Genomic DNA, 14,809 nt, shown 5'->3' with positions numbered 1-14,809 from the left:
TACTTGTCTAGGAAAAATCCTATGCTATAGTCATGACTATGACCGATAATCACAAAGTGCGAGAAACCCTGGCTCGGCTGATCGCTGATCGTGGCGTCAGCTATGCCGGCGTGTCGGATATGCTGGGACGTAATGCCGCGTATATACAACAGTTTATCAAGCGTGGTACGCCAACGCGGCTTGCCGAGCCCGATCGCAGATTGCTGGCCCGTTTCTTTGGCGTCGCGGAAGATGTGCTGCGCAATGCCGATGAAAACGGTACCGAACTGCCCGGCGAAATGGTCCAGAATGGGCAGGATAGAGGAAAATCCCTGCGTGCCATACCCAAGCTTGCCATTGGCGCTTCGGCCGGGCCAGGGCGCAGCGCCGAAGACGAGCATGTCGAGTGTGAACTCGCCTTTGATGAAAACTGGCTGCGGCGGCAGGGGCTGGGGCGTGCGGCACTCAGCATGATCCGGGTCGAAGGCGATTCGATGGAACCGATGCTGTGCGATGGTGACGACATCATGGTCGAGATGGCGACCGGTGAGATAGCGCGGCGCGATGGTATTTATGTACTGCGTATCGACGATGCGCTTATGGTCAAGCGCCTCGCTTTTCAGCCTGACGGCAGCGTTACGGCGATCAGTGACAACAGTGCCTATCCGGCGTTGCCGGGTCTGGCGATGGCCGATATAGCGATTGTCGGTCGGGTGGTGTGGGCCGGACGCAAGCTCTGACAGTTACCGGCTTATTCCGCGCCGCTACCATTCTCGCCGCTACCATTTTCGGGCGTATCAATACCGCAGCGCAGTTCGGCACGCCCTGCATCGGTGATCTGGTACATGCCGACGCCGATGCGGGCGATCAGCTGGCGTTCGGCAAGGTCGCGCCGGGCCCAGAATATCGAGCCCATCCAGTGCTCAGCCTCGCGGCGCAGCCGGGTCCGGGTGAGGGCATCGCAATTTTCGGGTATGGGGACGGCATATTCCTTGATGCGTTTTTCGATGGCTTTGTCGGTCCAGCGTTCGCCATCCTGCATAATATCCAATATCGCCATGGCAACGGCGTCACGACCAATCGTTTCCGGCTTGCTCAATCTATTTCGATGCCCTTGCCCCCAGGGTGGTTGTGGTGGCGGATGAATAGCCCGCAGCGTGCGACGAATGCCAACAGGCTGCGGCGGAGCGAGCCGCATATACGCCCACAGCATGGCAAGTCTTGCATTTGCGGCGAGTCGCTGCCACATCGTCAGCCATGTCGAACCAGCCCAATACCCCCACAAATCCGATCCAAAATCCGCCCTTGCGTGCCGCCATCATCCCGGTGACGCCGCTGCAGCAGAACTGTACGCTGTTCTGGTGTACCAGTACCAACAAGGCGGCTTTTGTCGATCCCGGCGGTGACCTGCCACGGCTGAAACAGGCACTGGCCCAGACCGGGGCCGAACTGGAAAAAATCCTCATCACCCATGGCCATATCGACCATTGCGGCGAGGCTGGCAAACTGGCGAAAGAACTTGGCGTGCCGATCGAGGGACCGCATGAGGAAGACCGTTTCTGGATATCGCGGCTGGGCGACGATGGCCGCAATTACGGGATTGCCGGTGAGGTGTTCGAACCCGATCGCTGGCTGCACGATGGTGACCAGGTGACAGTGGGCGATCTCACCCTTAATGTTATCCATTGCCCCGGCCACACGCCGGGCCATGTCGTGTTTCACCACGCGCCGTCCAGGCTGGCAATTGTCGGCGATGTGCTGTTCCAGGGGTCGATTGGCCGTACCGATTTTCCGCGCGGCAACCATGGTGACCTGATCAATGCGATCACCGGCAAGCTTTGGCCGTTGGGGGACGATATCACCTTTGTCCCGGGCCATGGCCAGACCAGTACTTTCGGTCATGAGCGCAAGACCAACGCCTTTGTTGCCGACGATGTGCTGGCGGCGCGCGGCTAGCGATTATGCAAGCTGCCAGTCATGCAAGCTGGCTATGCAAAATGGGCTATCTAATAAATTTTCTCAATAGCTTGCAGATTTGCAATTAAATTTCGCGAATGCGTCCTATCTTGACATAGTCGAACCAGTTTCGTAACAAAACCTTCGTAATTGGACGGCACCCCCAGAGAGGCGCTGCCAGTTGCACGCAGGCGGAACGTGAAAACCTTACCCAAGGAGCGTTCCCAATGAAGACACGTCTTACCCTTTTTCTTACCGCCACAGCCTTGTCTCCCCTCGCTGCCACACCTGCTTTGGCAGAGAGCAGCGGTGAAGCAGGTGAATTTGAATCCTCAGGTCTTGCTACCAACGGTGCGGCTGCGATCAGCAGCATTCGCACGCCTGAAGAGCGCAAGCTAAACCCGGAGCTCAAGGTCGCCAATGTCAGCACCGCCAAGAACAGCAACCGGTTCAGCAGCATTGCCACCATCGGTGATGGCGCTGCGCCGCCTGTTTCCGCTACCGGTTACAGTCTTGCCGGTGCAGATAGCGGTTTTGCCGGAAATATCGACGCCGGATATGTTGGTACCCCGATCGCACCCTCCGACGCATCGGCGCTGACCGGTGCTTCGGCTGCCGCTGCCGCCGCAGCCCAGGGTTCGCCAGCCGCGCGCGAGGACAGCTACAGCGTTCTGCTGAACCAGGACAGCTTTTTCGGCTTCTATCCGTCATTCAATGGTCTGATTCCGATCGGCGACAATGTCGATTTCAGCTTTTACGGTATCCTGTGGACCAATTCCGGTTTCAGCACCGTTGTCGGCACCGACGGCGATCTGTGGACCGAGTTTGGCGTTGGCGCCAACTTTCACCTCGCCGACGGCAAATTGCAGGTGAAGCCGCAAATCGGCCTGACCAATGGTGCGCTGCTGTCCGGTGGCGTCGTCGATGCCAATGGCGACCCCACGTCCACCGGTGGTAATTTTGCCGATGGCATCGTGCCCAGCCTGACGGTCAACTATGGCGATGATTCGTTTGAAGCGGAATTTTATGGTGGTTATTACGCCGCCCTGCGCAATCGCAACGATAATGCAGCGCTCGATTTTCTCCACACCTGGATCAATGCGGGCTACCGCTTCAGCGACAAGTTTTCGGCCGGCGGCCATTATGAATTGCTGTCCAATACCCGCAACACCTTTCCCGGTGGCTCCAGCGCTGTCGTCTATCAATGGCTTGGGCCCTATGTGCAGTTCTCGCTCGACAACGGCTTTTTTGCCCGCTTCACCGCCGGTGCGGATATCGAGGATGGCAATGATGGGGACTTCTACAAGTTGACCGCAGGCTTCTCCTTCTGATCGGAGGAGAGAGCCCCTTGGGGTGGGGCGCCTCGATATTGTCGGGGCGCCCCATTACAGGGTCTCAGATGCGTGTGCGACAGCCTGTGTTCACTCGCTGCGAAGTGCCTCGATCGGTGAGAGCCGCGAAGCGCGGATTGCCGGATAGCCGCCGAAAAGCAGACCGATAAACGCTGAAAAGACGATTGCAACCAGCGCTGTTCCAATACCGATGGGAACCGGAAAATCGGCGTAGACCGATACCAAAAGGCTGCTGAGCCAGGCCAGCAACAGACCGACACAGCCGCCCAGAACACACAATACCGCCGCCTCGACAAGAAACTGGTTGCGGATATCGCTGCGTTTTGCGCCCAGCGCCATGCGCAACCCGATCTCGCGCGTCCTTTCGGTCACGCTGACCAGCATGATGTTCATGATCCCGATGCCGCCGACCAGCAGCGAGATCGAGGCAATCGCCACCAGCACTGCCTGCATGATGCTGGTTATGAAACCGAAATCCTCCTGAAATTCCTCTGTCGTACGCACCCTGAAAGGCCGGACCTGGCCCTCGCGGATATTATAGCGATCCTCCATGAGGCTGATCAGATCGGTTTTGGCGACACTCAGTGAATAGCCATCCTCAAATCCGATAAAGGCCAGCTGGACATCATCAGGACCGGCCAGTCCGTCGCCGGCAAAACGCTGGCGCATGGTTGAAATCGGCATGAACGCGACATTGTCGCTGTCATCGCCGAACGCACCGCCTTTCTCCTCCATCTGGCCGATAACGGTAAAGGGTATGCCATTGACCCGCACGGTGCTGCCTACCGGGTCGGTATCGACAAACAGCTCGTCAGCGACGGTTTTGCCCAGAACGATAACCCGCCCTGCACTGCGGACATCTTCGTCCTCGATAAAGCGCCCAAGCGCCGCCTTGGTGTCGGTGACAATGCCATAGCCGCTGGTAATCCCGACGGAATTTGTCGTGGTGCGGTTATTGCCGACCACCAGATCGATCGAATAGCGCAGTTGCGGCGCAATGGCGCGAACACCTTCAATCTCGCGCTCCACAGCTGCCAGATCACGCATGGTCAGCCGCCCGCGCGTGAAGGAGCGGCGCGGCCCATCACCTTCAGCCTCGGGCGACAGGATGGCCATATTATAGCCGAAGCTGTTGATCGTCTGCACGACACTCACCTGGGCGCCGTTGCCGACCGCAATCGCCAGTGTGACGGCGAAGACGCCGATCATCACGCCCAGCATGGTCAGGATCGAGCGCATGACATTGGTACGCAACGCCGTTAGCGCAATCGCCACATTGACGGTCCAGCCGGATAGCATGGTCGCTGTTTTCGATGCCATCAGTCAGCCCGTTCCATCTCTGCTGCACCGGCGCCTGTCGCCACAGTGCGGTTGTCCACCGGTCGGTCCTCGATAACATTGCCATCGCGGAACTCGATCCGGCGCTTGGCATGATTGGCAATTTCGCTCTCATGCGTGACCACGATAAGGGTAATGCCGGCGTCGTTGAGCTGCTGGAAGATCGTCATGATATCTTCCGATGTGCGCGAATCGAGCGCACCTGTGGGTTCGTCCGCCAACAGGATCAGCGGTTCGGTCACCAGTGCGCGGGCAATGGCGACGCGCTGTTGCTGGCCTCCTGACAGCTTGGCAGGCGTGTTATGCAACCGCTCTCCAAGCCCCATATCGATCAGCTTGGCTGTGGCGCGCTGACGCCGCGTCTCTGTGTCCAGACCGGCATAGATTAGCGGCACCGCAACATTGTCGATTGAAGATGTTCGTGCCAGCAGGTTGAACTGCTGGAACACGAAACCGATTTTCTGGTTGCGCAGCTGGGCCAGCGCATCGCTGGTCATCTCTGCCGTCGATATGCCGTCGATAAAGACCTCGCCACTGGTCGGGACATCCAGGCAGCCGATCATGTTCATGAATGTCGATTTACCCGAGCCGCTGGCGCCCATGATGGCGACATATTCGCCGCTATTGATGGTCAGCGAAACGCCATTGACGGCATGGATTGTCTCTCCACCCAGATGGTAGCTCTTTACCAGATTGTGGGTCTCAACCAGTGGGCGCGTCATCGGATTTATCCGCCTGCACCAGCAGCATCTGGATCGGCATTGTTGCCGTCGAGATTGCGTGATCGCACCACTATCCGTGTGTTCTCGGCCAGTCCCTTGACGACCTCGACATATTCCTCGCCCTGCAGGCCGGTTTCGATCAACTGGCTGTCGGGTTTATAGGGGTCATCGCCGACGCGCCAGACGGTCGCCTGGTTGACGGCCTTTGGTTCTTCCCTCCTGGCTGCGGTGTCGCGATCCTGCAGACGTGGCCGAAAGCGCGTTGCCGATACCGGAACCCGCACCACATTGGTCCTGCGACCGGTGATGATATCGACATTCGCCGTCATCCCGGTGAGCAATTTGCCATCCTTGTTGTTGACATCGAGGATGACGAGATAGCTCACAGCACTGTTCTCCTCGGTTGCGGATTTTCGAATTTGTTGAACGCTGGCCTGAAAAACCTCATCGGGATAGGCGTCGACAGTGAAGCGTACTTTCTGGTCCTCGCGAACCTCGCCGATATCAGCTTCATCGACTGCCGCTTCGACCTGCATGCGGCTTGTGTCGGCTGCGATTGTGAACAGATTGGGCGTCTGGAAATTGGCGGCAACGGTCGTCCCTGGCTCGACGAGCTTGTCGATAACCACGCCGCTGGTGGGGGCGATGATCCGGGTGCGTGACAAATCCAGCTCGGCCGATGCAAGCTGTGCCGAGCTTTGAGCGATCTGCGCCCGGGCACTTTGCGCCTGGGCCCTGGCGGTGCTTAACGTCGCCTTGGCGGTGACAAGGGCATTTTCGGCCTGATCCAGCCCTGCACCCGAAACAAAGCCTCTTGCTTCGAGCGTCTTGCGGCGTTCAAATTCCCGGCTCTGTACCACGACATCGGTTTCCGCCTGACGGATGGCCGCCAGCGCCTGAGCGAGGCTGGCACGCGCGAGATCGACCTGGGCTCTGGCCTGGGTAACCTGGGCGCGGGGCCGTGTGGAATCGATCTCGGCAAGCAACTGCCCCTTGACCACGGTGGAGTTGAAATCGACATACACAGCGGTGATTTGGCCGGAAATTTCCGAACCGACATTGATTGTGTTCAATGCGCGCAATGAACCACTGGCCGAGACGGTGCGAATGACATCGCCACGGGAGACGTCTTCAGCGACATATTCATAGCCCGGTGATGATCCGGCAATGATGCGATAGCCGGCAAATGCGGTGATCAAAATGGCGATAGTCGTGATGATCCAGTGCTGACGCATCCAGCCCAATATTCGTCGCACATCCTGACCTTTCGCAAATTGCCCCCTGTCGCTCTAAATAGAGATTTCGGGGAAAAATTGCGACATGCGTTGGTGGGATTTTGTCGGCAGTTGGTCCGCAAATCCAATGACAAACCCGCTGTCGCAAGTGCTGCAGGCCGGAACATGTTCAATGCCGAGTGACTGCCATGACGCTGCAGTCACCACTTTGTATCGCGCGAGACGGAAGCGATTTACTGTTTGTCCATGTCGAAATTGACGCTCGCATCGCTGCTATTCGTCGCTGCAGTCTCTTCTTCAGAAGCTGCTAAAGGATATGCAATAACGCCATAATCTTGCAGATTGATAGCGGCGATTTCCGCCGCAAGGTCGCTTTGCAGGACATAACGGGATATTGACTTGAGGTCTTTCGCCAGACTGGGTTTGAGATAAGGGGCGGCATCCATCGGGTCTCGCCCATAAAGTGCTTCCCTGATCGCGGTGGCAGTCAAAAGCGACCGCTCGCTGAGATAGCCAGCCGCAGATGTACGCCATTCGGCATATCCGACGCCTTGGCTGGCCGAAAAATTAAAGGCGTTATTTGCCAGAAAAACACCGAAGCCGAGATAGACGCTGCACAAATCGGTGCTGTGTTCCATCATTTCCTCACCACCCGGCATGACCGTTTTGGCATAGGCCATGAGATAGTGAGACAGCTCATGAGCCAGGGTTGCGATCAGGCCGACCGGATCATGACGTTGCTCCGGATTATAGGCAATTTCGCCGATATGCTGGCCGTCGGCGTCGCTCAACAAACGAAAATGTCCGAGAGGCGCCTGGACATTATGAACCAGATGAATGGCTTTTCCAACTTGTGTCGGGCGGTTCTGTTCGCCGATGACCAGCATTGTCGGCCAGTCGGCCATGTCACAATGGGCTTTGACCTGATCCAGAATATCAGCGACAGCCTGATCCGGGTCATCGGAAACCGGAGGAAAGAAATCCGGCGTCGGCAAAATCAGCGGCGATGGCGCGACGTCATCCTGACCGAATTCCTGTTCCAGCCATTTAAACCCGGCGAGCAACCATTCCCACTCATCCCTGCGGACTGGCATGCGTGGACCGAATATCATGACTTGTCTCCGGGCTTAATCATTCCGTTTAGTGCGGCGTAAGCCCCAAAGCGACTGCAGCCGCATAGAGCGCCAGCAGCAACAGCGTCAGCAGGGTGATGATGGTGCCGACCATCCGGCCTTTTTCCAGCGCGCCGCCATCCATGCCAAAACCATGCGCGATGCGTGCGGCCATATAGATATAGCCGATCGACCACAGCATGATGCTGCCATGACCGGCAATCTCCAGCGCTGCGATCAGTGCCAGTACAAACGGCGTGTTCTCGACGAAATTGGCCTGGGCGCGCATACGGCGCAGCACGATATCGCTGCCGCCATCGCCAACGCTGACCTTCTCGCTGCCGCGTACCCGCCCGATGCGAACGGCTAGCCAAATGTTGATCAGGGCTGCCAGTGCGGCCATGGTGAGGGTTATCGGAATATCCATGCAGTTTCTCTCATTCTGTGCATAAGTGAAATGATTGTCGACAATGCCTCAGCATGACAAGCGTCTGCGATCCAGTCTTGCACAATCGGAAAAAATCGCTATAGCCGCCGCTTCGCTTGCGCCGGAACATTTTTCTGCCCGAATCATTATCGGGGTTTGCAGACATACGATCCGGTCGCGGCATGAAATGAATCCACAGTCTATTTTTTACGGAAGCAGGTGACACCATGGCTGTCCCCAAGAGGAAAACAACGCCGTCGAAGCGCGGCATGCGGCGCTCGCACGATGCTCTCAAGGTCGAGGCGTTTCAGGAATGCCCGAATTGCGGCGAACTGAAGCGTCCGCATCACGTTTGCGGTGCCTGCGGCTATTATAATGGCCGGGAAATAATTGCTCCGAGCTACTAAATCGGCAATAGACGGGTCTGTAGATAAAAACAGGCCCGATAACGGGCTATTGCAGGATAGGGCATGAAGCAACGAATTGCGATTGATGCAATGGGCGGCGACCATGGGGTCGCCGTTATGCTTGCTGGTGCCGCTCTCGCGCGTCATCGCCATGACAGTTTCCAGTTCCTGCTGGTGGGTGACCAGCCGCGCATCGAAAAGGCGCTGGACAACCATCCCGGATTGCGCGCGGCTTCGGAAATTCTCCACAGCGAAAAACAGATTACCGGCGATATCCGCCCAAGCCAGGCGGTGCGCCAATCCCGTGGTACCTCGATGGGCATGGCGATTGATGCGGTAAAGGCCGGCGAGGCCTCCGCCGCAGTCAGCGCCGGCAATACCGGCGCGCTGATGGCGATAGCCAAGCTGGCGCTGCGCACCATGCCGGGGATTGACCGGCCGGCACTGGCGGCGCTGCTGCCGACGCTGGGCGATCATGATGTCATCATGCTCGATCTTGGCGCCAATACCGAATGCAATGCCCGCAATCTGGTGCAGTTTGCCGTGATGGGTGCCGCCTATTCGCGTATTCTCTATGACTTTGATGCTCCCCGGGTACGGCTGCTCAATATCGGTACAGAAGATATGAAGGGTACCGAAGATCTGCGCGATGCAGCGCAGATGCTGAAAGATGCGGTAAATCTGCCCATGGCGTTTGAAGGCTTTACCGAGGCGGACAAAATCTCGCGCGGTGATGTCGATGTGATCGTTTCCGATGGCTTCTCCGGCAATATCGCTCTGAAAGCGGTAGAAGGGGCAGCGCGCTTTGTGACCGATTTGCTGAAGCGCAGCTTTGCCAGTTCGCTGCGTTCCAAATTCGGTTTCCTGATCTCGCGTCCGGCGACAGAATTGCTGCGCCATCATCTCGATCCGAATAATCATAATGGCGCGGTTTTTCTTGGCCTGAATGGCGTGGTGGTGAAAAGCCATGGCAGCGCGGATGACAAAGGTGTCGCCAATGCGGTTGAGGTTGCGGCGCGGCTGGTAAAGCATGATGTCACCCAGCGCATTGTCGACGATCTTGGAAATTTTGATACCAGCGCCGACGAGCCGGATCAGAAGCAGGCGGTGTAATTTTGGCTGACATGCCTCGCTCCGTAATTATCGGTACAGGCTCTGCCTTGCCGGAAAAATGCGTCAGCAACGACGAGCTGGCCCGGCAGCACAATATTGACACCAGCGATGAATGGATCCGCGAGCGCAGCGGCATTACGCAACGCTATATCGCCGGAGAAGGCGAGACGACAGCGACACTGGCGGTCGACGCGGCTGGCAAGGCGCTGGAAGCCGCCGGGATGACGGCAGCGGATATCGACCTTATCATCGTAGCGACCGCTACACCGGACAATACTTTCCCCGCCACCGCTACCAAAGTGCAGCGAATGCTCGGTACTTCAGGCGGCATTGCTTTTGATGTTGCGGCAGTATGTTCGGGGTTTATCTATGCACTGACTGTCGCCGATGCGATGCTGCGATCGGGGCAGGCCGGCACCGCTCTGGTTATCGGTGCCGAAACCTTCAGCCGCATCCTCGACTGGACCGACCGCACCACCGCTGTGCTGTTCGGCGATGGTGCCGGCGCGGTGGTATTGCGGCGCGAGAATATGCCTGCAGATGATGGTCGTGGCATTTTGGCCAGCCGATTGCACGCCGATGGCTGCCAGCATGACCTGCTCTACGTCGATGGTGGCCCCTCAACGACCCGGACAGTCGGCCATGTGCGGATGCTGGGGCGCGAAGTTTTCCGCCAGGCGGTCGGCAATCTCAGCACGGTGATGAACGAGGTTCTCGATGATGCCGGGCTCGAAGCGGCCGATATCGATTGGGTGGTGCCGCATCAGGCCAATGCCCGTATACTCGATGCAACCGCGCGAAAACTGGGCTTGCCGGCGGAGAAGGTCATCGTCACCGTCGACCGGCACGCCAATACTTCGGCTGCATCGGTGCCGTTGGCGCTCGATACCGGAGTGCGCGATGGCCGGATCACGCCGGGCGATCTGCTGATCCTGGAAGCGATGGGCGGCGGGTTTACCTGGGGCGCTGTTGCGATACGTTACTAGGTTAAAGAGACTTATACAAAAAAATGTGCTATGGCATCACTATGTCATCCGGTGCATGGGCTTGCTCCGGATGTATCATATATTGGATGGGAGTTGGCTTATGCGTTCAGTAGGCACCTTAACCCGCGCGGATCTGGCTGATACGATCAATCGTCAGGTCGGGCTCTCCCGTGCCGACTCGGCGCAGATTGTAGAGTCGATCATTGACCATATCTGCGATGCCCTGGTCGATGGCGAACATGTCAAAATATCCGGCTTCGGCACCTTCCTTTTGCGCGACAAGGGTGAACGTATCGGTCGCAATCCAAAGACCGGTGTCGAGGTTCCGATTACCCCGCGCCGGGTGCTCACATTCCGCGCCAGTCAGTTGATGAAACAGCGCATAGTTGCAGGCGACTGATTTCTCTGGCAGAATCATCGCCTATAATATTGGCGATTGGTTATGCAAAAATCAGACGATGCATTGCGCACAATTGGCGAAGTATCCGAGGCGCTGTCGGTAAAACCCCATATTCTGCGCTATTGGGAAGAGCAGTTCTCCATGCTCAACCCGCTCAAACGCGCGGGGGGCAGGCGATATTACCGGCCGGAAGATATCGCCCTGCTGCGCCGGATCGACAGGCTGCTTAATGAAGAAGGCTATACCATCAGGGGGGCACAGAAGGCGCTGAAGAATGGCGATGGCAAAAGCCGTGCTGTTTCGGGGAAAACCCCGGCCCTGGTTACGGCTGAGCCGTTCGAACCGGTGCTACCATTGTCGGGCAGGAGCACATTGTCAGAAACGATGCTCATCGAACTGCGCGCCATTCGCAGCGAACTGGTGGATGCGCTCGACAAGAGCGGTTAGCGTCAGCAATTCGGCTAATGTCGTACTTCGGGGCCAAGCTCCGGATCAATATCGCGCGGCCGCACCAGCAGTTCGAGTTGCGCCGGGGCGCTGCCCAGATCCTGCCATGCGTCAATATCGGTCTTGAGTATCGCCAGCGCGCCTGTGGGGAATTTCGTTTCTACTTGGTCACGCATCGGGCTGCTGCCGTCATCGGGGAGCAGTTCGAGGATCAAATCTTCCAGCCCCGGATTATGCCCGGCGATCATCAGCACCGAGGCAGCATCATCCTGTTCGCGCAACAGTTCGAGCAGTGTTGCCGACGAGGCGAGATAGATGCGTCGGTCCCACTGGGTGGTGAATTTGCTGTCGAGCTGGCTTTCGACATGCTCCAGCGTCTCGGTGACACGCGCTGCCGGTGAGGCCACCACCGCGTCAAACTGCATATGGTTGGCCTTGATATAGGCCCCCATCACGGTGGCCCCTTTGATGCCACGGGCGTTGAGCGGACGATCGAAGTCGCGGGTCTGTCCATCGGACCAGTCGGACTTGGCATGCCTGAGGATCGCGAGTGTTTTCATGTCGCTATTGGGTCCTGCCTGGGCTGATCCTGATCCGGTTGATCCGGCGACTCGGTACCATCTCCGATAATATGATTTTGGACCGCCATGACCGCCTCTGCAAGCGTTACCCGCGACACCGGTGTGCCTTCCGGGAAAGCGCCGAGCAGGCGTGAGGGAAAGGCGGCGGACAGCACAACGAAATGGCCATGATCCTGCTTGCTGCGGATCAGCCGGCCAAAGGCCTGAGCCAGTCGCGCCTTGATAATCTGGTCATCATAGGCCGAGCCGCCATTGGCCAGTTTGCGCGCCTTATGCACGATGCTGGGCTTGGGCCAGGGCACGCCTTCCATCACAACCAGTCGCAGCGAATGGCCGGGGACATCGACACCATCGCGCAGTGCATCGGTCCCGAGCAAAGTCGCGCGCGGATCATCGCGGAAAATATCGACCAAAGTGCCGGTGTCGATCGGGTCGACATGCTGGGCGTAAAGCGGCAGTCCATGCTCGGCCAGCCGGTCGGCGATACGGCCATGCACCGCGCGCAACCGCCGGATGGCAGTGAACAGCCCCAGCGCACCACCCCCGGATGCCTCGATCAGTCGGGCATAGCCATTGGCCAGTGCCGCGATATCGCCGCGCTTGATATCAGTGACGATCAGAATCCTGGAGCGTGCGGCATAGTCGAACGGGCTGTTTGCGGCAAAGCGTTGCGCTTCAACCGGCATATGCGCTGCGCCGGTACGGGCAATGGCTTGTGGCCAGTCATCACCGCTTTTCAGTGTTGCTGAAGTGACCATCACACCATGGGCGGGTTTGAGAACCGTCTCTGCCAATGGCCGGGTCGGATCGATCCAGCGGCGATGCAGACCGACATCATATTCGCGCCCTTCATAACGGTCGACCGCCAGCCAGTCGATAAAGTCGGCATCGGCCGGTCCGCCCAACGCCGAGAGCATCGAGAGCCAGGAAGACAGGCTGTCGGTGCGCCAGCCGAGGCTGCCTAAAGCACCTTCGATCCGTGCCCGCGCCGGTGCATCCATCCAATCGGGACCATCAAGCAGCAATGCTTCAAGCCGATTGCCCAAGGTGATCAATGGCTTGAGTAGCCGGTCGATGGTACTGGCAGCCCTGGCCGCAGCTTCGAGCAGTTCGCCGCTTAGCTCGGCGCATTCGGTTTCCAGCCCATAGCCGGCATCCTGCGAACCGCTTTCATCCCGCGCATAGACCAGCGTGCGAATGGCGGCGAAAAGCGCCTCTATCTCGCCTTGCGGTGTCCCTTCGATCAGCCGCTGTAGCCACCCTTCGCCGGGGAGCAGGCTGGCCGCCATGCGCGCCGCTTCAATCGCCGTACCGCCTTCGTCATCATAGCTGGCGACGTCGGCCAGTCGCGCCGCCAGACCGCGCCGTCGTCCGCGCGCATTGCCCTCTGGTCCGATTACCCAGCGGCGAATCTCAATTGCCTCCTGCCCGGTCAGCGCAGCGGAAAACATGCTGTCGGCGGCATCGAACAGATGATGCCCCTCATCGAAGATGATGCGGCTGGCATGGCCCTGTTCGTCGCGGCCGCGCACGGCATTCACCATCACCAGTGCATGGTTGGCGATGACGATATCGGCCTGGGCACTGGCGCGGCTGGCCTTTTCAATGAAGCATTTGCGATAATGCGGGCAGCCGGCATAGATGCACTCGCCGCGCCGGTCGGTCAGGGCGGTGGCACCCTTGCGGCGGAACAGGGCGGGCAGCCATCCGGGCATATCGCCGCCGATCATGTCGCCGTCACGGCTATAGGCGGCCCAGCGCGCCACCAGCTGGGCGAAGATCGCCGGACGGCCGCTGAAACCGCCCTGCAATGCATCTTCGAGGTTCAGCAGGCAGAGATAGTTTTCCCGGCCCTTGCGGACCACCACCTTGTGCTTGAGGATATGCGCATCGGGGTAGATGCGCCGCGTTTCCTGTCGCAGCTGGCGCTGCAGCGCCTTGGTATAGGTCGAAACCCAGACAGCACCGTCGGCCTCTGCCGCCCAGAGCGATGCCGGGGCGAGATAGCCAAGCGTCTTACCGATCCCGGTGCCTGCTTCGGCAAGCAGCATATTGGGGGCGTTGCGACGCGCGCGTGGGGCAAAGACCTGCGCTGCCGATTTGGCATAGGCAACTTGTCCTTCACGTTTCTCGGCGCCTTGACCGGTCAGCGCATCGAGTTGGTCGATCACCATCTCTTCATCCAGAGTGACCGTGCCGGGGGCAGGGCGGGGTGCTTCCTCCTCCCATTCGGAAAGCCTTGAGAACAGCCATTTCTCCGCGCGTTCTGGCTTGCGCAGGCGGCGGATGACTTCCCCTGCCCATGCCCAACGCTGGCGGTGCAAGGCTTGGGCTACATCCCATGCCCCCTCCCGCTCGGCCCAATCGGGAGATTGCAGGGAGGTGAGCAGGGTCTCAGCAGCGGTGTGGAGCAGGGCGGGGACGTCGGGATCGTCAATAAGCCCCTCCTGTTTACGGGAGGGGAGAGACAGGTTCAGTGCTTTCAGTAAACCCGCTGGCGTCGGCACCATAAACCTTGCCGGATGCACAAAGGCGAACAGCTCCAACAGATCCAGCCCGGAAATATCCGCATAGCCTATCCGCTGCCCGATCAGCGGCGCGTTGAGCAGGATCACGGGCGTATCCGCCGCCAGCGCCACCGCCTCGCCGCGGCCCAGCCGTCGGGTCTCGCCCTGATTATCGCGCAGCCAGATGCCGCTATGGCTTGCATGAATGGCAGGAAAGGCTAGGGGAGTCATTGTTCTGGACCTTGTC

The 14,809-nt window shown here is 58.8% G+C and carries 16 protein-coding genes; 8 read left to right on the top strand and 8 right to left on the bottom strand.

Annotated elements, in window-relative coordinates; translation table 11 throughout:
- Window positions 1–38 precede the first annotated feature (38 nt).
- Window positions 39–719: a S24 family peptidase gene (locus AAFX04_10255; protein MEO1045810.1), complete on the top strand. Its 681-nt coding sequence runs from the start codon at window positions 39–41 to the stop codon at window positions 717–719.
- An 11-nt stretch (window positions 720–730) separates the two neighbouring features.
- On the opposite strand, the gene AAFX04_10250 is transcribed toward AAFX04_10255, so the two are convergent.
- On the bottom strand, window positions 731–1,078 hold the full coding sequence (locus tag AAFX04_10250; GenBank protein MEO1045809.1) for a winged helix-turn-helix domain-containing protein: 348 nt from the start codon (window positions 1,076–1,078) through the stop codon (window positions 731–733).
- 158 nt (window positions 1,079–1,236) lie between these two features.
- On the opposite strand from AAFX04_10250, the gene AAFX04_10245 reads away from it, so the two are divergent.
- On the top strand, window positions 1,237–1,935 hold the full coding sequence (locus AAFX04_10245; GenBank protein ID MEO1045808.1) for an MBL fold metallo-hydrolase: 699 nt from the start codon (window positions 1,237–1,239) through the stop codon (window positions 1,933–1,935).
- Window positions 1,936–2,162: 227 nt separating this feature from the next.
- Window positions 2,163–3,266, top strand: a complete 1,104-nt coding sequence (locus AAFX04_10240; protein ID MEO1045807.1) for a DUF6733 family protein — start codon at window positions 2,163–2,165, stop codon at window positions 3,264–3,266.
- A 90-nt stretch (window positions 3,267–3,356) separates the two neighbouring features.
- On the opposite strand, the gene AAFX04_10235 is transcribed toward AAFX04_10240, so the two are convergent.
- The 5 genes from AAFX04_10235 to AAFX04_10215 all read right to left on the bottom strand — a co-directional run bounded on the left by AAFX04_10235 (window position 3,357) and on the right by AAFX04_10215 (window position 8,121).
- On the bottom strand, window positions 3,357–4,607 hold the full coding sequence (locus AAFX04_10235) for an ABC transporter permease (GenBank protein ID MEO1045806.1): 1,251 nt from the start codon (window positions 4,605–4,607) through the stop codon (window positions 3,357–3,359).
- Complete coding sequence (locus tag AAFX04_10230) at window positions 4,607–5,347, bottom strand: ABC transporter ATP-binding protein (protein MEO1045805.1); 741 nt, start codon at window positions 5,345–5,347, stop codon at window positions 4,607–4,609. The genes AAFX04_10235 and AAFX04_10230 overlap by 1 nt, the downstream gene beginning before the upstream one ends.
- 5 nt (window positions 5,348–5,352) lie before the next feature.
- On the bottom strand, window positions 5,353–6,603 hold the full coding sequence (locus AAFX04_10225) for an efflux RND transporter periplasmic adaptor subunit (protein MEO1045804.1): 1,251 nt from the start codon (window positions 6,601–6,603) through the stop codon (window positions 5,353–5,355).
- A gap of 212 nt (window positions 6,604–6,815) precedes the next feature.
- Window positions 6,816–7,694, bottom strand: coding sequence for a hypothetical protein (locus AAFX04_10220; GenBank protein MEO1045803.1), 879 nt, complete (start codon window positions 7,692–7,694; stop codon window positions 6,816–6,818).
- Window positions 7,695–7,722: 28 nt separating this feature from the next.
- A complete protein-coding gene (locus AAFX04_10215; protein ID MEO1045802.1) occupies window positions 7,723–8,121 on the bottom strand; it encodes an MAPEG family protein in 399 nt (132 codons plus the stop codon).
- 227 nt (window positions 8,122–8,348) lie between these two features.
- Between AAFX04_10215 and rpmF the strand changes: the two genes are divergently transcribed.
- The 5 genes from rpmF (at window position 8,349) to AAFX04_10190 (ending at window position 11,474) form a co-directional block, all read left to right on the top strand.
- Entirely contained in the window at window positions 8,349–8,528 is a 180-nt protein-coding gene (rpmF, locus tag AAFX04_10210; protein ID MEO1045801.1) for a 50S ribosomal protein L32, read from the top strand.
- A 63-nt stretch (window positions 8,529–8,591) separates the two neighbouring features.
- Complete coding sequence (plsX, locus tag AAFX04_10205) at window positions 8,592–9,641, top strand: phosphate acyltransferase PlsX (GenBank protein ID MEO1045800.1); 1,050 nt, start codon at window positions 8,592–8,594, stop codon at window positions 9,639–9,641.
- 11 nt (window positions 9,642–9,652) lie between these two features.
- On the top strand, window positions 9,653–10,627 hold the full coding sequence (locus AAFX04_10200; protein MEO1045799.1) for a beta-ketoacyl-ACP synthase III: 975 nt from the start codon (window positions 9,653–9,655) through the stop codon (window positions 10,625–10,627).
- Window positions 10,628–10,727: 100 nt separating this feature from the next.
- Window positions 10,728–11,027, top strand: coding sequence for an integration host factor subunit alpha (locus tag AAFX04_10195; protein ID MEO1045798.1), 300 nt, complete (start codon window positions 10,728–10,730; stop codon window positions 11,025–11,027).
- A 42-nt stretch (window positions 11,028–11,069) separates the two neighbouring features.
- A complete protein-coding gene (locus tag AAFX04_10190) occupies window positions 11,070–11,474 on the top strand; it encodes a MerR family transcriptional regulator (protein MEO1045797.1) in 405 nt (134 codons plus the stop codon).
- Window positions 11,475–11,488: 14 nt separating this feature from the next.
- Here the strand turns inward: AAFX04_10190 and AAFX04_10185 are convergent, their stop codons facing one another.
- A complete protein-coding gene (locus tag AAFX04_10185; GenBank protein ID MEO1045796.1) occupies window positions 11,489–12,034 on the bottom strand; it encodes a histidine phosphatase family protein in 546 nt (181 codons plus the stop codon).
- On the bottom strand, window positions 12,031–14,793 hold the full coding sequence (locus AAFX04_10180) for an ATP-dependent DNA helicase (GenBank protein ID MEO1045795.1): 2,763 nt from the start codon (window positions 14,791–14,793) through the stop codon (window positions 12,031–12,033). Before AAFX04_10180 ends, AAFX04_10185 begins: the two co-directional genes overlap by 4 nt.
- Window positions 14,794–14,809 lie beyond the last annotated feature (16 nt).

This window comes from Pseudomonadota bacterium, assembly GCA_039818985.1.
GTDB lineage: Bacteria > Pseudomonadota > Alphaproteobacteria > Sphingomonadales > Sphingomonadaceae > Alterisphingorhabdus.
Note: the sequence above shows the minus strand (reverse complement) of the source record. Positions and strands in the feature narration are given on the sequence as shown.